Consider the following 17,315-nt stretch of genomic DNA (forward strand, 5'->3'; position numbering starts at 1 on the left):
GAGACCTAGTGGGTCGGCCCGAGGAAGGCCAGCCATCGGCGTTCGGCAAGACGGAACAGGCCGACCAGCGCAAAAGTGACGGTCAGGTAGATCAGCGCGGCGATGCCGAACGACTGGAAGGTCAGGAAGGTCGCCGAGTTGGCGTCCCGCGCGACTTTCAGGATGTCCGGGATGGTCGCGGTGAAAGCCACGGTGGTCGAGTGCAGCATCAGAATCACTTCGTTGCTGTAGTAAGGCAGCGAACGGCGCAAGGCCGACGGCATGATCACGTAGGCATACAGTTTCCAGCCAGTCAGCCCGTAAGCCTTGGCCGCTTCGACTTCACCGTGGTTCATGCTGCGAATGGCCCCGGCGAAGATCTCCGTGGTGTAGGCGCAGGTGTTCAGGGCAAAGGCCAGGATCGTGCAGTTCATCGCATCGCGAAAGAATGCGTCCAGTACTGGCTGGGCCCGAATGGCGGCGAGGCTGTAGATCCCGGTGTAGCAGATCAGCAGCTGGATATACAGCGGCGTACCGCGGAACAGGTAGGTATAGAACTGCACCGGCCAACGGATGTAGAAGTGCGGCGATACACGGGCGATGGACAGCGGGATCGACACGATAAAACCGAAGAAGATCGAAGCGCTGAGCAGCCACATGGTCATGGCCAGGCCGGTGATGTTGTTGCCGTCGCTATAGAGGAAGGGTTTCCAGTATTCCTGCAGGAGTTCGATCATCGTACGGCCTCCCGGGTCCCGGCGGAGTAACGACGTTCAAGCCAGCGCAGGATGAAGTTGGATGCACTGGTGATCACCAGGTAGATCAGCGCGGCAAGCACCAGGAAATAAAACAGCTGATAGGTACTTTTACCTGCGTCCTGGGCAGCCTTGACCAGGTCGGCGAGGCCGATGATCGACACCAGGGCCGTGGCCTTGAGCATCACCATCCAGTTGTTGCCGATACCCGGCAGGGCATAACGCATCATCTGCGGGAACACCACGATCCAGAAACGCTGGCCGCGCTTGAGGCCATAGGCGGTGGCCGCTTCGACCTGACCCCGTGGGACGGCGAGAATCGCGCCACGGAAGGTTTCAGTGAAATACGCACCGTAGATAAAGCCCAGGGTAATGACCCCGGCACTGAACGGGTTGATCTCGATGTATTCCCATTCCATGTAATCGGTAAGCGACGTCAGCCAGGTTTGCAGGCTGTAGAAGATCAGCAGCATCAGGACCAGATCCGGAACGCCGCGAATGAGTGTGGTGTAGAGCTGGGCAGGCACGCGCATCAGTTTGACTTTTGACAGCTTGGCACTGGCACCGAGCAGCCCGAGCAACACGGCTACCAACAGCGACAACGCCGACAACTTGATCGTCATCCAGGTGCCTTGCATCAGCAGCGGACCGAAGCCCTTGAGGCTGAAGGCAGAGAGCCCCAGATTTTCTAATAGGTTTTCGAACATAAATCAGCAACCTGATCGGATGAAAAAAGCGCCCATCGAGAGATGGGCGCCGGGCATTATTTGCCGCTGTACAGATTCAGATCGCCAAAGTGTTTCTTCTGAATGGTGGCGTAGGTGCCATCATCGTGTAACGCTTTGATACCTTTATCCAAAAGTGCTTTCAGCTCGGTGTTACCTTTCTTAATGCCGATGGCTGTTTTGGCTGGCAGCAAAGCGTTGTCGACCGGCTTGCTGACGTCGTAGTCGGCACCCTGTGGCGACTTCAGGAAGCCCAGTTCGGCTTGCAGCATGTCCTGAATACCTGCGTCGAGACGACCGGAGGTCAAGTCGGCATAGACCTGATCCTGGTTGGCGTAGGCCTGGGTTTTCACGCCGGCCTTGTCCAGAACGGCTTTGGCATAGGCTTCCTGAATGGTGCCTTGTTCGTAGCCGACGGTCTTGCCCTTGAGCGAGGCGACGTCTTCAGTCACGCCAGAACCTTTCTTGGACACGTAGGCGGTAGGGCCGGAGAACAGTTCGCTGGAGAAGTCGATGACTTTTTCGCGGGCTTCGGTAACGGTCATCGACGAGATCACACCGTCGAATTTATTGGCTTTCAGGCCCGGAATCATGCCGTCGAAATCGCTTTCGACCCATTTGCACTTGACCTTCAGCTCGGCGCAGATCGCGTTCCCCAGATCGATGTCGAAGCCTACCAGGCTGCCATCGGCCGCTTTCGATTCGAACGGTGCGTAGGAAGGGTCAACGCCGAAACGCAGTTCTTTGTACTCCTTCGCCATGGCGGAGCCAGCAGCCATGCACAACGCCAGTGCGGAAAGGGTCAGCAATGCTTTTTTCATTATTCAATCCCTAAAAACCAATATGAGCGCTCGTGGCGCAGAATTATTGTTACTGGAAAGCGTAAGACCTGTTGAAAGTAGCAATTTCCGAACCAGAGTGCCGAACAAGCGTTTAAAAGGTACTTGGAAATGGCCGGAGACAGATTTATGCACGAAAACGGGCGCAGGGAAATGGGTGCACCAAATCATCTCGCTACAAAAAACGGATTGACTGAGCGGGGTGCCAGTCTCTCCACCTCGTCGACACGACTTGTTCTTGCGTCAGGGCAACGGCGATGGCGGTCCGACATTCAACCTCTATGTTGAATGTCGGACCGCCATCGCGAGCAAGTAAAGGGCGGGTTACTTTCCTGGAGTCAGGGTCAACCGCGCCTTGCCATAGGCGTTATCGAAGTTCTGCGGCTGCATCGGCAGGCTCATGTACTGGCCCTTGAGCCACGGCTCGATGCTGTTGAGGTAGTTCGGGCTGGCCGGGTTGCCGGATTGGCCGGTGCCGTTCTGCGCCATCAGCGGTTCGGACTGGCCGAAGTCGACGATAAAGCGCATGGCTGGCGCCAGCGTGGTGTTGAAGTCCTGGCCCCAGGCGAAGGCGGCTGTGTTGAGGGTGGTGTGATCGCCGCCGGCCGGCTGGGGGCCGCGCACGGTCTGGCCGCTGCTGTTTTTCCATTCATGGCGATGCAATTTGCCCCATTGCCAGGCGTTGTGATCACCGCCCAACTGGCTGTCGCCGGCGCTGATTGCGGCGGCGAGGCTGCGAGCGAGGATGGCCGGTTTGTCTTCTTTCTGTGCAGTGCGCACGTCATCCCAGAACGGGCTGTCCTCACGCCCGAGCAAGTGATCGGCCTGGGCCGCGTAGGACAACTTGCCTTCGGCGACAAAAGCTTTCCACGCCGGGCTGCTTTCAGGGCCCAGTTCATCGAGGAAGATCTGCCGCGTGCTTTCCTGCAGGAACAGTTCGTAGATGGCCGCATCGGTGGAGGCTGGGCCGAGCTTGCCATCGAACGCCATCAAGCGGCTATAGGCTTCGTGTGCCTTGGCGCGATCGGCCGCCGGCAAGGTCTCCATGGCGTGTTTGAGCGGCTGGGCCATGCCCGGCGCTTCAAACATTTTCTTCAGTTTGGCAGCGAAGGTAGTGGTCTGGTCGTATTGCATGGCGATCAGGCTGCGGCTGTCGTGCTTGCCTGCGCCGGCCAGTTCCGCCAGGCGCTCGCCGCGCTCCGGAGCCGCCCAGGAATTGGACAACTGCATGCCGTAGCCATGGGGAATGACCCGCTGGTTGGCGGTGCCGAGCCAGCCTTGGGCCGGGTCCTGGTCGTACGGGTGCAGCATCGGGTCGGCGTAACCGTCCCAATCGTAACGACCTTCCCAGCCCGGTGAGGGCAGCAGGCCTTCGCCTTCACGACGGTTCGGGTAACGACCGGTGACTTGCCAGCCGATGTGGCTGGCGTCGGCGAATACCAGGTTCAGCGCAATGGCGCGGATTTCGCGGCTGGCATCCGAGGCTTTCTCGACGCTCTGGGCGCGGGACAGGTCGAAGAACGCGTCCAGGGTTTTGTCGTCGGTGAAGTTCGGCGTCTGCAAGGCCAGGCCGAAACCATTGGCCAGCGTGGTGCCCTGGGCGCTGTTGAGCAGAGGGCCATGGCGGGTTTCGTACACGGCTTCGCGAATCGGCCGCTGGCCTTTGACGAAATAGGTTTCATTGCGCACGATCGCCGGCTGCCACTTCCCGGCGTTTTCGTAGGTAAGCCCGTTGCCCTGGCGCTTGATCTTCTCCAGGAACAGGTCCTGGTTGTCGCCCATCACGGACGTCATGCTCCACGCCACCTTGCCGTTGAAACCGCCAAGCACCATCGGCAGGCCTGCGATGGTCACGCCGGACGCCTGATATTTCGGAGCGCGAATCTGCACGTAACTGAACAACGAAGGCACGCCCAGCGGGCCGTGACTGTCACTGGCCAGCAGGCTCTTGCCGCTGCGGCTGCGTTGCGCAGCGATGGCCCAGTTGTTCGACGAGGTGGCGCCGAGCAGGTTGAGGTCCGACAGTTGCCCGGTGGCCTTGCTGAGTTCCGCCAGCCCCGGTACTTGCCCATTGAGCTTAAGACCTTGCAGTTTTTCGCTTTCGGCGACCGGCAGTTTTTCGTCGGGAGCCGACGGCGTCAGCCACGCCAGTTTGTCGGTGGTGACGGTCTGGGCCAGTACCAGCGAGGAAATTTCTTCCGGCAGGTTGGTCGACTGGCTGAAGTTCAGCAGGCAGAAAATCAGCGCCGAATCCTCCGGCTGCCAGTATTCAGGCTTGTAGCCGGTGGCTGCCAGATCTGCCGGCAGCTTGTCGCGGTAGCGGAACAGGTAGGCGTTGACCCCGCGCGCATAGACTTCGAAGAAACGCTTGAGGCGCGGCGAAGAAGCCTTGTACAACTCGCCGGCACTTTTCTTCAGGTTGACCGCCCGCATGTAACGGTCGGCATCCAGCAGGTCGGCACCGTGCATCTCGGCCAAACGGCCCTGGGCCAGCAGGCGCAGGGTGACCATCTGCGTGATGCGGTCGCTGGCATGCACGTAACCGAGGGTGAACAGCGCGTCGTGGAAGCTGTTGCTTTCGATCAGCGGCACGCCCATGGCATTGCGGCGCACCGAAACGCTCTGCGCCAGGCCCTTGAGTGGCTGTACGCCGGAGGTCGGCGGGAGGGTGTCCTGGGCGCTGAAGTTCTGACAACCGGTCAGGCTCAACACACCGGCCACTGCTGCGGCAACGCCGAACCGGGGTAGAAAATGAGTAAGGGCTGGCGAGGCCATGGCAAAGCTCCTGCGGGGGTAGAGGCGGCGGCGCGCAATAAAGGCGCTACGTTAGTGAGCGGGAGGTGGCCGCGCAAGCGGGGTACAAGGTTATTTCAGGATTTGTCTGATAAACCGAAAAGATCGCAGTCTTGCCAGTGGCAATGGGGGATGTTGAAGTGCGACACGCTCAACAATCCAGGAGAACAGTCGGCATGGAGCTCAAGGCAAACGCGGCACTGATCATCATCGATCAACAAAAAGGCATCCTGCATCCCAGGCTCGGCCGCAGGAATAATCCTCTGGCCGAAGAGCGCATGCTGGAATTGCTCGGCCATTGGCGGCGCACCGCCAGGCCGGTGATCCATGTGCAACACCTGTCCCGCTCGGAGGACTCGGTATTCTGGCCGCAGCAGTCGGGAGTGGAGTTTCAGGAACGGTTTCAGCCAATGGCCGGTGAACGCTTGATCCAGAAGCAGGTGCCCGATGCGTTTTGTTCAACGGGGCTGGAGGCGCAGTTGCGCGAGGCGGGGATCGGGCAGTTGATCATCGTGGGTGTCGCGACCCATAATTCGGTGGAATCCACGGCGCGTACAGCGGGCAACCTGGGGTTTGATACGTGGGTGGCCGAGGATGCGTGCTTTACCTTCGACAAGGCTGATTTTTTCGGCCATGCCCATAGCGCCGAAGAGGTGCATGGGATGTCGTTGGGGAATTTGCATGGTGAGTATGCGACGGTGGTCAGCGCTGCGTGTGTATTAAAGGCAGATTAAAAACCTGTAGGAGCGAGCCTGCTCGCGAAGGTGTGTCAGCGACACAGATGTCGACTGACAGTCCATCGCGAGCAGGCTCGCTCCTACAGGGGAGTGCATCAAGCGCCGTGGCACTTCTTGAATTTCTTGCCGTTGCCGCACGGGCACGGATCGTTGCGGCCGACATCTTTCAGGGCATTGCGCACCGGTTCCTGATGAGCGTGGCCGCAGTTCGGACCGTGGACATGGCCGTGGTCGTGATCATGGTGGTGATGGTCATGATCGTGGTTGCAGTCAGGGCCGTGGACGTGGGGTTGCTGGGTCATCGGTGTTGCTCCGGAATTAAATCGGCGGCGATTATCACGCCATTGCGCGCCAGGTGCACGTAGTGGGCGATGAATATACCGGTTTCCAGTTCACCTTCCAGACGATAGGGAATGGGCTGATCGGATTTTTTCAGCAGTTTGGCCATTTCACGGACCTTGGACCACAGGTTGGTGCGGATCGGCACCTTGAAGTAAGCGCTGTGCCTGGGGCTGATGGTGAACCAGTGTTCGTACTCGCCGTCGGCCAGCAGTATGTCACCCAGGTGAACGCGATACTCCAGGCTGCGCACGGTCAGGTCGCTGTCGTTGGGGTTGTCGATGCGAAAATGCAGGAGGAATTTCTGTTCCAGCAGTTTGGCGCTGACCACCTCGATGTTCACCAGATGGACCTCGGGATCCGGCAAGTCGTCGTCGAACCATGACGCACAGCCACCAAGTCCCAGTGTCAGGAACAACGTGAGCAGACAGAGTGCGCCGCGGCGGATGATCATCGTGGTGTTTCTCCCTTGAACACCAGTCTAGACCCAAAGGATCGCAGCCTTCGACAGCGCCTGCGTGGCGGGCCGTCTATGCATGTCCTAACTGCTGAAGTACCCCGCACAACACTTCTTGAACTTCTGCCCACTGGCGCACGGGCAGGCGTCATTGCGCCCGAGTTTGAGTTGTACGGTGGGGTCGATGAAGTACCAGCGCCCGGTGTTCTGTACGAACGATGAGCGCTCTCGATGGCTGTGCTCGCCACTGCTGTCGTGCCAGCGCGCGGTGAAGGTCACGAAAGCGTGTTCAGGCTGGCCGCCCAGCACTTCTGAGCTTTCCACCTCAAGGCCCAGCCATGTACTTTGCGCGCTCCAGTCGCTGATCGATTGACGGTCCAGACCGGCCTGCTGGGCGGGCAGGGTGGTGGCCACCAGATAGTCGACCAGCCCCAGCACGTAGGCGCTGTAGCGCGAGCGCATCAAGGCTTCGGCGCACGGTGCCGGGTGCCCGGCATGGTAGTGGCCGCAGCAGGCGTCGAGCAGGGTGCCGCTACCGCAAGGGCAAATGGATGTACTCATTGCATTACCACCAGTATTTCCCGAAGTTTTCCGGATTGGCCCAGAAGCGCGAATTGAGCCAGTCGGGGACTTGTTTGTATTCAAGCAGATCGTAGGTGAACAGGGTCAGGACCTGTTCGTCCCGTTGAAAGCGTTCGCTGGCTTGCAGTGCCAGGGAGAAAAAGTCCGTTTCCTGCCAGCCACAGGCCGGCAGATCCGCCAGCACTGCGATGCGGCTGGCGTTGAGGTTGCGGATGCCGCCCAGCAGGTTCAGGCCCTCGCGCTTGGGCAAATGCTCCAGGCAGTCGACCACCAGGGCCAGGTCGAAACGGCGGGCCGCCAACTCGTCGGGCAACGGCCCGGGGGGCGCGAAAGCGACACTGCTGTCCGGGTGAGCGAATTTGAAAGCTTCCAGTGCCGGGAACTCGCTGGCGCCGATCAACAACAGGCGCGCGGGGGCATATCGGTCGAGTAACGCGGCCAGTGCCTGTTGTGGCGTGCGTGAAGAAATACCTGCAATCATCGAAGATCCTCAATCAGATCTGCCAAGACTAGCCTGCCCTAACGTTCGGGCCTAGAGCGCCTTGGTGACAAAAGCGCCAAGCTGCCGTTAATACGCGAATAAACAGCAGGGTTTATTGCTGGCGGAGTTTAAAACTCGGGTCTTTACTACCTGAATCGGTTCTAAGCCGATCCTTCAGGAGAAAACTAGATGAGCATAGTTCGGACAGCATTACCCTTGGTTCTGCTAACCAGTGTCTTGACTGGTTGCGCAGGTTTGCAGAAAACCGACTGGCCGACCTGTGCGGCAGTGGGGGGTGTCGTGGGTGCGGGCCTCGGTGCGACCGAAAGCTCGGCATGGGCAGGGTATGGTGCTCTGCTCGTCGGCGGTACGGCGGCGGCTTATTGCTGGGTGCACGGTGATGGCGACGAAGACGGTGATGGCGTGCCGGATAGTCGCGACAAGTGCCCAGGCACGCCAAAAGGCGTTCAGGTCGATGCCAACGGTTGCCCACCACCTGCGCCTGTGGTCGAAGAAGCGGTTGTGGTTCAGGAAGAAACCATCGTCATCCGCGATGTTCACTTCCAGTTTGACAAAGCCACGCTTACCTCGTCCGACAAACAGGTACTCGACAAGATTGCCACTCGCCTGAAAGCCGAAGCCCCTACCGCTCAACTGACCGTGACCGGCCATACCGACAGCGTGGGCAGTGACACCTACAACCAGAAACTGTCGGATAAACGCGCCCACTCGGTGGTTGAATACCTCATCGAGCAAGGCGTACCTCGCAGCAACTTCGTCTCGGTTGTCGGTGCCGGTGAAAGCCAGCCGGTTGCGGACAACAAAACCGCTGACGGTCGTGCACAGAACCGTCGTACCGAAATCAAAATCCAGCGTTAAGCTCCCCTCGCATCCGCGCCTTGTGCAGTCGCGGATGCGGGTCTTTACTCCTGTGTAACCGGTATTGGCCGGTACACAGGAGCTTTCAATATGATCGTTCTCACAAGGACCGTCTTGCCGGTTCTGCTACTTGGCAGCCTCTTGACCGGCTGCGCAACCCACAGCGATGGCACTGCCCCCCTCAATCAACGCACCTGGCCAATTTGCAGCCTCATCGGCGGCCTGGTCGGTGGTGGTCTGGGCGCAATCGAGAGTGGTGGTTGGGCCGCGGGTGGGGCGGCGCTGGGTATCTTGTCCGGCGGCTTGATATGCTATGCCCAGGATGGCGACGAAGACGGCGACGGCATTTTCGACCGGCGCGACCGTTGCGCTGATACTCCCGCCAATACCCCGGTCGACCATCGCGGTTGCCCGGTGCCGCAGTACCCGGATAGCGTCCAGGTCGAGCCTGCGCAATCCGAAGTCATTACTCTGAGCGATGTACTGTTTGTCTTCAATCAATCCGAGCTGACCCCGACGGCGAAGAGTCAACTGGACGCGTTGATGAGCAAGTTCGAGGATGCCGATGTGGTCAGCATCAAGGTGGTCGGTCATACCGATAGCGTCGGTTCGGATGCCTATAACCAGGCCTTGTCGGAGCGGCGTGCCAGCAGCGTGGCGGAATACCTGTTGAGCCAGGGTGTGGCGCCGAACAAAGTCACCAGCGAAGGCAGGGGCGAGAGCCAACCGATTGCCGACAACGAAACAGAAGAAGGCCGCGCGAAAAACCGTCGCGTGGAGCTGCATATAAACCGCTGAGCCAAGAGATAGAGCCGTCGGGCGACGTGTGTGATCGCTGCGACGGCCGTTTGGCGGCCTTCATGAAGAATTTTCCGTTGCCCTCTGGCTTATCCCGCGTGGAAGCCGTTACTGTGCGCGCAAACAATAATTCTCATCGGGGGCGCGTATGAAAGTCATATGGGGACTGGGGCGGTTACTGACCTTGCTGTTCTGGGCGGTAGCGCTGGTCAATCTGCTCATACCGTTTGTCTTTCCGCTGCACCCATTGGTCAATCTGGCCGGCGGCCTGTTGGGAGTCATCCATCTTCTGGAAGCGTTGCTGTGCTATCGCAGCCTCCGGGGTCGTGCCCATCCCTGGCTTGACCGCCTGAAGATCGTCATTTTCGGCGTATTCCACCTGCAAACCATTCCAGCCCCCACCGCTTCGAAGGCTTCCCATGCGTAAACTCTGTCTGCTCGCCGTACTCATAAGCCCATTGGCCAGCGCACAGGTGGTGAGTGTCGAAACCAACTCGCTGATGCGCTTGCCCAACACCGCCAGCACCCTGCAATTGGAACGCCTGGAAGTGGCCGATTACGGCACCTTGCTGATTCCTTCGAACGTCACGGAAGTCACCGTGGGTGAATTGCATCTGGGGCGCGAAGCGCGCATAGCTATCGTGCCGGGGGAACAGGCGCTGGCGCTGAAGGTCCGTCGCGCTGACTTGTCCGAAGGCAGCCAGATCACCTCCCGTGGCGCCCCCGGGACTTACCAGAAGGCCGCTCGATCCGGGCGCAACCTTGATTTGCAGATCAAGACACTGAATGCAGCGCAGTTGATCGTTGATGCCCGCGGTGGTGCGGGCGCACCGGGGTTCGTTGGCCTTGATGGGGCCAACGGCCAGGAGCCGGGCTGCACCTGGGGTCAAGCGGGGCGCGGTGCCGATGGCAGTGATGGCAGCAATGGTCAACCCGGAGCGCCGGGGGCGCTGGTCAAGCTGGCCGTGCCCCACGACTTCCCGGCAGACCGGATCAAGGTTCAGGTGGCCGGCGGTGCCGGTGGCCTGGCCGGCCCTGGCGGCAAACCTGGCGCGGGTGGCAAGGCCAAGGGCTGCCTGATTTACAAGACCGATGGCGGCAAGAGCGGTAAGCCTGGGGCTGACGGGCAGCCGGGGCCGGAAGGCGCGGCGGGTTCGGTGACGGTACAGCGGATGTAAGCAATCGCCGAAATGTGAGCTGTCTGTCAGACCGCTATCGCGAGCAAGCTCGCTCCCACAGGATCTGTACAGCCCCTGTGTGCGAGCTTGGTCCGTGCGGCGATCCGACGATGCTTTTAGAGCATCGGCCGAGCGGCGGCAATCGCCACCAAAGCCAGCCCCACCAACAGATTGATCCCCACCAACTTGCGGATCCGACCCAGCACCGCTGCACCAGCGGGCCAATCCTGTTCGGCCACCGCGGCGCGCAGTTCGGGCAGCATCAACGCCTGAATGCGGATAAACAGCGCGGTCATCACCACATACAAGCCCATCATCACCTGCACATAACGTGGCGCAGTTTCAAAGCCACCGAAGTGCATGTGCAGCATGCCCACGCCGCTGACTGGCAACAGCACCACCGCCACCCAGACCCAGCGGAAAAAACCTTGAAACACTTCTACCCACAGCTTCAGCCGGGCAGGGCCTTCAAGTGCTTTGATCGCAGCGGGGCGCAGGACCATCCAGGCGAAAAACATGCCGCCGACCCAGACCAGGGCCGCCAGTACATGCAGGCTATAAATGAGGCTAAAAGGTGTCATTGGGTTACTCCGTTCTGCGCGGGATTCATTAGCGGGGTATGATAGCCGCCGAACCGAACCACTGAAAATTTATCCAGCGTTTTTTGCGCCCGACAATCCATGATCAGCACTGAACTCAAAACCACGATCCAGGGCGCCTACTCGCGTTTTCTCGAAGCCAAGAGCCTCAAGCCGCGTTATGGCCAACGCCTGATGATTGCCGAAGTCGCCAAGGTCCTGGGGGACATCGACACCGACGACGAAGGCCGGCGCAGTGGCGACCCTGCGATTGTCGCGGTGGAAGCCGGCACCGGTACCGGCAAGACCGTGGCCTACAGCCTGGCGGCGATTCCCACGGCGAAGGCCGCCGGCAAACGCCTGGTGATCGCCACGGCCACCGTGGCCCTGCAGGAGCAGATCGTCTACAAGGACTTGCCTGACCTGATGCGCAACAGCGGGCTGAATTTCAGCTTCGCCCTGGCCAAGGGGCGCGGGCGCTATATGTGCCTGTCCAAGCTCGACATGTTGCTCCAGGAAGGCCACGCGCAAACCGCCACCGCTCAGTTGTTCGAAGAAGAAGGCTTCAAGATCGAGGTCGACGAGGCCAGCCAGAAGCTGTTCACCAGCATGATCGAAAAACTCGCCGGCAATAAGTGGGACGGCGACCGCGACAGTTGGTCCACCGCCCTGGAAGACGCCGACTGGGCACGGCTGACCACCGACCACAGCCAGTGCACCAATCGTCATTGCCCGAACTTCGGCCAGTGCGCCTTCTACAAGGCCCGCGAAGGCATGGGCAAGGTCGACGTGATCGTCACCAACCACGACATGGTGCTGGCCGACCTGGCCCTGGGCGGCGGCGCCGTGCTGCCCGATCCGCGCGACACCCTCTACGTGTTCGACGAAGGTCATCACCTGCCGGACAAGGCCATCGGCCACTTCGCCCATTACACGCGCCTGCGTTCCACCGCCGACTGGCTGGAAACCACCGCCAAGAACCTCACCAAGCTTCTGGCCCAGCACCCGCTGCCGGGGGACCTGGGCAAGTTGATCGAGCAGGTGCCGGAGCTGGCGCGGGAGATCAAGACCCAGCAGCAGTTCATGTTTACCGCCTGCGAGCAGATTGCCGATTTCAAACCCGGCGAAGACGTCGAAGGCCGCGAGCGCCCGCGTCACCGATTCGTCGGCGGGGTGATTCCCGAGCACATGCGTGAAATGGGCATCGAACTGAAGAAAGGCTTCGCGCGGCTGACCGATCTGTTCACCCGCCTGACCGAGTTGCTCAAGGAAGGCATGGACGGCGAGGTCAACATCGGCATCGCCAGCAACCAGGCCGAGGAGTGGTATCCGCTGTTCGGCAGCCTGTTGTCGCGTTCTTCCGGCAACTGGGAGTTGTGGACCGCCTTCACCGTCGAAGACCCGGAAGACAACCCGCCCATGGCCCGCTGGCTGACCCTGGCCGAGAGCGGTTCGCTGTTCGACATCGAGGTCAACGCAAGTCCCATCCTCGCGGCAGAGATGCTTCGCCGCAACCTGTGGAACGTGGCCTATGGCTGCCTGGTGACGTCGGCGACCCTGACTGCCCTCGGCACCTTCGACCGCTTCCGTATGCGCGCCGGCCTGCCTAAAAAGGCGGTGACGGCGGTGGTGCCGAGCCCCTTCCATCACGCTGACGCCGGTGTGCTGCGGGTGCCGAACCTGAACGCCGATCCCCGTGATGCAGCGGCGCATACCGCCGCGATAATTCGCGACCTGCCTGAATTGGTCGAAGGCTCGCGGGGCACGCTGGTGCTGTTTTCCTCGCGTAAACAGATGCAGGACGTGTTCGACGGCCTCGACCGCGACTGGCGCAAGCAAGTGTTCATCCAGGGCAACCTGTCGAAACAGGAAACCCTGAACAAGCACAAGGCGCGAGTCGATGGCGGCGATTCCAGCGTGCTGTTCGGCCTGGCGAGCTTCGCCGAAGGGGTCGACTTGCCCGGTGCCTATTGCGAGCACGTGGTGATCGCCAAGATTCCGTTCTCGGTACCCGATGATCCGGTGGAAGCAGCTCTGGCCGAGTGGATCGAAGCCCGGGGCGGCAATCCGTTCATGGAAATCTCCGTGCCGGACGCCTCGCTGAAGCTGGTCCAGGCCTGCGGTCGCTTGCTGCGCACCGAAGAAGACCGCGGCACCATCACCTTGCTCGACCGGCGCCTGGTGACCCAGCGCTATGGCAAAGCCATCCTCAACGCGTTGCCGCCGTTCCGTCGAGAAATTTCCTGAAACACCGGTGGGCAGTTTTGCCCACCGTGTTGTCTATCTCTCTGCCATCGCTTTTCCACTGGCCCATTGAAGGTCGTTAGGGAGAAATTCGTTCTCATGATTTGCCGTTCGTTGCCTGCCGTTTTTGCCCTGATGTTCGCAACACCGCTATTGGCCGCCCCCGCCAGCCAGCAGACGCTGTTCAATTTTGTGCGCCCCGCCGACGTGGTCCAGGTGGCGACTCAGGACGCCAGCCTGCCGCAATCCAACGCCGAGCAAACCCCCGAGGGCGAAGTGCTGCGCCGGGTGACGTTCAACCCGGTCGCCCGGCCGACTTTGCGCCTGACCCCGCAAACCGGCGCCTGGGACTGGTCGCAGTCGGGCGTCATGAGCCTGCGGATCCAGAGCGCGATGGACTGGGCTTTGACCCTGTACGTGACCATCCAGAGCAACGACGGCAAGACCCTGGTCAGCCGCGTCGATCTGCCGGCGGGGCCTGCGCAAACCCTGTTGGTACCGCTGCAAGCGACATCGCCGTTGAGCCAGGGCATGAAGGCTGGCCCGCCGATGCCGATGACCGTCGAGGGCCAGCGTGTGTTGCTGGCCAGCAGCGCCGGTGAACTGGATCGCAGCCAGGTGGTGTCGGTGAGCTTGTCGATGGACCAGCCCAAAGCCGCGCAAAGCATCCTGCTGGAACGCTTTGGTGTGCAGGACGGCGAGTCGGTCACCCAGGCCGTGTATGGCGGATTGGTGGATGCTTACGGCCAGTCGACCCGGGCCAAATGGCCGGAAAAAATCAGCAGCGACGAACAACTGAAAAGTGCTGCCAGCAAGGAGCAGCAGCAACTGAAAACCTGGCTGGCCGAGCGCGAAAAGTCCTCCCTGGACAAGTTCGGTGGTTTAAACAAAGGCCCGACCTTCAAGGCCAGCGGCTTTTTCCGCACGGAAAAGCGTGATGGTCGCTGGTACCTGGTGACGCCCGAGGGGCACCCGTTCTATTCCCTTGGGGTCAATACCGTGGCGCCGGATGTCAACCAGACCTACGTTGCCGGTCGCGAGTGGATGTTCGAATCCTTGCCCAAGGCTGACGAGGCGCTGGCCAGTCATTACGGAGATGGCGACAACCGTGGCGGCAACGGTGCCGATCAAGGGCGCGGCTACAATGCCGGGCGTTGGTACGACTTTTACGCTGCCAACCTGCAGCGCCTGTATGGCGATCCTTGCGCGCAGGGCAAAGAAACCAAGGCCGGCGTCGCCGAAACAGCCAAGTCCGAAGCGACGGCAGCGCCGAATTCCGTAGAACCGTGCAAAACGCTATTCGACGAGCAGCGCTGGGCCCGCCACACCCTCGATCGCTTGCAGGCCTGGGGCTTCAACACCGTCGGCAACTGGAGCGCACCCGTATTGGGCGACGCTGATCGTGTGCCTTACACCTTGCCGTTGTCGATCGTCGGCGACTACGCCAGCATCAGCACCGGCACCGACTGGTGGGGCGGCATGCCGGACCCGTTCGATCCGCGTTTTGCCATGGCCACCGAGCGTGCAGTGGCGATTGCTGCCCGCGACCATCGTGACGATCCGTGGCTGATCGGTTACTACGCCGACAACGAACTGGCCTGGGCCGGTCCAGGCGATGATCCGAAAGCCCGTTATGCCCTGGCCTACGGCACTTTGAAAATGACCACCGACGTGCCGGCCAAGCGCGCGTTCCTCAAGCAACTGCGTGACAAGTACCGCAATCAGGCTGGCCTGTCGAAAGCCTGGGGCATTGATCTGCCAGCCTGGGAGCTGATGGAAGATCCAGGGTTCGTGCCACCGCTTCCGAGCGCCGAGCACCCGGAAATCGAAGCCGACTTCAAATACTTCCAGAAGGTCTTTGCCGACACCTACTTCAAGACCATCTCCGATTCACTCAAGTGGCACGCGCCGAACCAGCTGCTGCTCGGTGGCCGTTTCGCGATCGGCACGCCGCAAGCGGTGGAGTCCTGCGCCCAGTACTGCGACGTGTTGAGCTTCAACATGTACACCCTGCAACCCCAGGATGGTTACGACTTCGCCAAGTTGCGCAGTCTCGACAAACCGGTGCTGATCACCGAGTTCAATTTCGGCTCGGCTGATCGTGGCCCGTTCTGGGGCGGCGTCACCCCGTTGTTGAAGGAAGAGGATCGCGGCCCGGCGTACGCCAACTTCCTCAAGCAGGCATTGAGCGAGCCGTCGATTGTCGGTGTGCATTGGTTCCAGTACCTCGATCAACCGGTCACCGGGCGCTTGCTTGACGGTGAAAATGGTCACTTCGGGTTGGTGGGCATTACTGATCTGCCGTTCCAGGGTTTTGTCGACAGCGTGCGCAAGAGCAACCTGGCGACAGTCGAGCAACTGGGCAAAGAGGCCGAGAAGGCTGCCGCCGCCGACAAAGCCAGTCACGACGCCGAGGGCGGCCGCAAGGCCGAGGCCGGCAAGGGGCCGGGGAAGGGCGCCGGTGGGCATTCCGGCAAAGGTCACTAAGACCCGAAACCGCGTCATCATTCTTCGCGAGCAGGCTCGTTCCCACTTTGGAATGCATTCTCCTGTGGGAGCGAGCCTGCTCGCGAAGACATCATTAGCATCACTGTTGCATTTTGGACCGGTAACACGTTGACCGCCCGGCCCAACCCTGTTCCCAAAACCCTCAAGGGCTGGAACAATGCCGACCACTTTGTAGAGCGTTAATCCGGGGAGTTACGGGTGCAGATTCAGGGTCATTACGAGCTTAAGTTCGAAGCGGTGCGAGAGGCGTTCGCGGCGCTGTTCGACGATCCTCAGGAGCGTGGCGCAGGGTTGTGCATTCAGGTCGGCGGCGAAACCGTTGTCGATCTGTGGGCCGGCACTGCCGACAAGGATGGGGCCGAGGCCTGGCACAGCGACACCATCGCCAACCTGTTCTCCTGCACCAAGACCTTCACCGCGGTCACCGCGTTGCAATTGGTGGCCGAAGGCAAGCTGCAACTGGATGCCCCGGTTGCGCGCTACTGGCCCGAATTTGCTGCAGCGGGCAAAGCGTCCGTCACCCTGCGTCAACTGCTCTGCCATCAGGCCGGCCTTCCGGCATTGCGCGAGTTGCTGGCCCCCGAAGCCCTTTACGACTGGCAAACCATGGTTGACGCCCTGGCCGCCGAAGCGCCGTGGTGGACGCCGGGCGAAGGCCACGGTTACGCGGCGATCACCTATGGCTGGCTGATCGGCGAATTGCTGCGCCGTGCCGACGGTCGTGGACCGGGGGAATCCATCGTCGCGCGGGTCGCCAAACCGTTGGGCCTGGACTTTCATGTGGGTCTGGCCGACGAAGAGTTCCATCGCGTGGCCCACATTGCGCGGGGCAAGGGCAATGTCGGCGATGCCGCTGCCCAGCGCCTGTTGCAAGTGACCATGCGTGAGCCAACGGCCATGACGACCCGGGCGTTCACTAACCCGCCGTCGATCATGACCAGCACCAACAAACCCGAGTGGCGACGCATGCAACAGCCGGCCGCCAATGGTCATGGCAATGCCCGCAGCCTGGCCGGATTCTACGCGGGCCTGCTGGACGGCAGCCTCCTGGAAAGCGAAATGCTCGATGAATTGACTCGCGAGCACAGCCTCGGCGAGGACAAGACTTTACTGACCCAGACCCGTTTCGGCCTGGGCTGCATGCTCGATCAACCGGACGTTGCCAATGCCACCTTCGGCCTTGGCCCGCGGGCGTTTGGTCATCCGGGTGCCGGCGGCTCCATCGGTTTTGCCGACCCGGAGCACGATGTGGCTTTCGGGTTTGTGACAAATACCCTGGGGCCGTACGTCTTGATGGACCCGCGCGCGCAAAAGCTGGTGCGGGTTCTGGCCACTTGTCTGTAAAAACGACTATCGGGTTCCAGGGCTGGAACCCGTTAGCCTTTCCAGTTTCAAAGCGTCTGCTTCTACCGGCCAATGTGGCCTGATTTTTTTGACTTCATT

Annotated in this window: 17 protein-coding genes; 8 read left to right on the forward strand and 9 right to left on the reverse strand. The window is 60.8% G+C overall.

Features of this window, described 5'->3' with window-relative positions; genetic code table 11:
• Window positions 1-5: 5 nt before the first annotated feature.
• From BSF44_RS13510 to BSF44_RS13525, 4 genes are all read right to left on the reverse strand, one after another.
• On the reverse strand, window positions 6-716 hold the full coding sequence (locus BSF44_RS13510) for an ABC transporter permease (protein WP_046029299.1): 711 nt from the start codon (window positions 714-716) through the stop codon (window positions 6-8).
• A complete protein-coding gene (locus BSF44_RS13515; protein WP_095943917.1) occupies window positions 713-1,441 on the reverse strand; it encodes an ABC transporter permease in 729 nt (242 codons plus the stop codon). Before BSF44_RS13515 ends, BSF44_RS13510 begins: the two co-directional genes overlap by 4 nt.
• Before the next feature lie 56 nt (window positions 1,442-1,497).
• A complete protein-coding gene (locus tag BSF44_RS13520; RefSeq protein WP_056720873.1) occupies window positions 1,498-2,280 on the reverse strand; it encodes a transporter substrate-binding domain-containing protein in 783 nt (260 codons plus the stop codon).
• Between the two features lie 342 nt (window positions 2,281-2,622).
• Window positions 2,623-5,073 carry a penicillin acylase family protein gene (locus tag BSF44_RS13525; RefSeq protein WP_095943918.1) on the reverse strand — a complete coding sequence of 817 codons (2,451 nt, stop codon included), beginning with the start codon at window positions 5,071-5,073 and terminating at the stop codon, window positions 2,623-2,625.
• Between the two features lie 194 nt (window positions 5,074-5,267).
• On the opposite strand from BSF44_RS13525, the gene BSF44_RS13530 reads away from it, so the two are divergent.
• On the forward strand, window positions 5,268-5,825 hold the full coding sequence (locus BSF44_RS13530) for a cysteine hydrolase family protein (protein WP_095943919.1): 558 nt from the start codon (window positions 5,268-5,270) through the stop codon (window positions 5,823-5,825).
• 98 nt (window positions 5,826-5,923) lie between these two features.
• Here BSF44_RS13530 and BSF44_RS13535 read toward each other — a convergent pair whose 3' ends face one another.
• The 4 genes from BSF44_RS13535 to BSF44_RS13550 form a co-directional block, all read right to left on the reverse strand.
• On the reverse strand, window positions 5,924-6,130 hold the full coding sequence (locus tag BSF44_RS13535) for an SEC-C metal-binding domain-containing protein (protein WP_007955014.1): 207 nt from the start codon (window positions 6,128-6,130) through the stop codon (window positions 5,924-5,926).
• Window positions 6,127-6,621, reverse strand: a complete 495-nt coding sequence (locus BSF44_RS13540; RefSeq protein WP_095943920.1) for an LEA type 2 family protein — start codon at window positions 6,619-6,621, stop codon at window positions 6,127-6,129. Before BSF44_RS13540 ends, BSF44_RS13535 begins: the two co-directional genes overlap by 4 nt.
• A gap of 87 nt (window positions 6,622-6,708) precedes the next feature.
• On the reverse strand, window positions 6,709-7,185 hold the full coding sequence (locus BSF44_RS13545) for a YchJ family protein (protein WP_095943921.1): 477 nt from the start codon (window positions 7,183-7,185) through the stop codon (window positions 6,709-6,711).
• 4 nt (window positions 7,186-7,189) lie between these two features.
• The gene (locus BSF44_RS13550) at window positions 7,190-7,687 is read right to left on the reverse strand and encodes a DUF6231 family protein (RefSeq protein WP_095943922.1); all 498 of its coding nucleotides are present in this window, start codon (window positions 7,685-7,687) and stop codon (window positions 7,190-7,192) included.
• A 189-nt stretch (window positions 7,688-7,876) separates the two neighbouring features.
• Between BSF44_RS13550 and BSF44_RS13555 the strand changes: the two genes are divergently transcribed.
• The 4 genes from BSF44_RS13555 to BSF44_RS13570 all read left to right on the forward strand — a co-directional run bounded on the left by BSF44_RS13555 (window position 7,877) and on the right by BSF44_RS13570 (window position 10,542).
• Complete coding sequence (locus BSF44_RS13555) at window positions 7,877-8,566, forward strand: OmpA family protein (RefSeq protein ID WP_008052136.1); 690 nt, start codon at window positions 7,877-7,879, stop codon at window positions 8,564-8,566.
• A gap of 90 nt (window positions 8,567-8,656) precedes the next feature.
• A complete protein-coding gene (locus BSF44_RS13560; RefSeq protein WP_095943923.1) occupies window positions 8,657-9,364 on the forward strand; it encodes an OmpA family protein in 708 nt (235 codons plus the stop codon).
• Between the two features lie 148 nt (window positions 9,365-9,512).
• Complete coding sequence (locus BSF44_RS13565) at window positions 9,513-9,791, forward strand: DUF1145 domain-containing protein (RefSeq protein WP_095943924.1); 279 nt, start codon at window positions 9,513-9,515, stop codon at window positions 9,789-9,791.
• On the forward strand, window positions 9,784-10,542 hold the full coding sequence (locus BSF44_RS13570; protein WP_095943925.1) for a collagen-like protein: 759 nt from the start codon (window positions 9,784-9,786) through the stop codon (window positions 10,540-10,542). The genes BSF44_RS13565 and BSF44_RS13570 overlap by 8 nt, the downstream gene beginning before the upstream one ends.
• A 116-nt stretch (window positions 10,543-10,658) precedes the next feature.
• Here the strand turns inward: BSF44_RS13570 and BSF44_RS13575 are convergent, their stop codons facing one another.
• Window positions 10,659-11,123, reverse strand: a complete 465-nt coding sequence (locus BSF44_RS13575) for a CopD family protein (RefSeq protein ID WP_095943926.1) — start codon at window positions 11,121-11,123, stop codon at window positions 10,659-10,661.
• Window positions 11,124-11,222: 99 nt separating this feature from the next.
• Between BSF44_RS13575 and dinG the strand changes: the two genes are divergently transcribed.
• The 3 genes from dinG (at window position 11,223) to BSF44_RS13590 (ending at window position 17,216) form a co-directional block, all read left to right on the forward strand.
• Window positions 11,223-13,367, forward strand: coding sequence for an ATP-dependent DNA helicase DinG (dinG, locus tag BSF44_RS13580; protein WP_095943927.1), 2,145 nt, complete (start codon window positions 11,223-11,225; stop codon window positions 13,365-13,367).
• 96 nt (window positions 13,368-13,463) lie between these two features.
• Window positions 13,464-15,851 (forward strand): beta-galactosidase, encoded by a 2,388-nt coding sequence (locus BSF44_RS13585; RefSeq protein WP_095943928.1) that lies wholly within the window; start codon window positions 13,464-13,466, stop codon window positions 15,849-15,851.
• A gap of 219 nt (window positions 15,852-16,070) precedes the next feature.
• On the forward strand, window positions 16,071-17,216 hold the full coding sequence (locus tag BSF44_RS13590) for a serine hydrolase domain-containing protein (protein WP_095943929.1): 1,146 nt from the start codon (window positions 16,071-16,073) through the stop codon (window positions 17,214-17,216).
• Window positions 17,217-17,315: the final 99 nt, after the last annotated feature.

It is taken from the genome of Pseudomonas sp. ACN8, from assembly GCF_002303925.1.
GTDB lineage: Bacteria > Pseudomonadota > Gammaproteobacteria > Pseudomonadales > Pseudomonadaceae > Aquipseudomonas.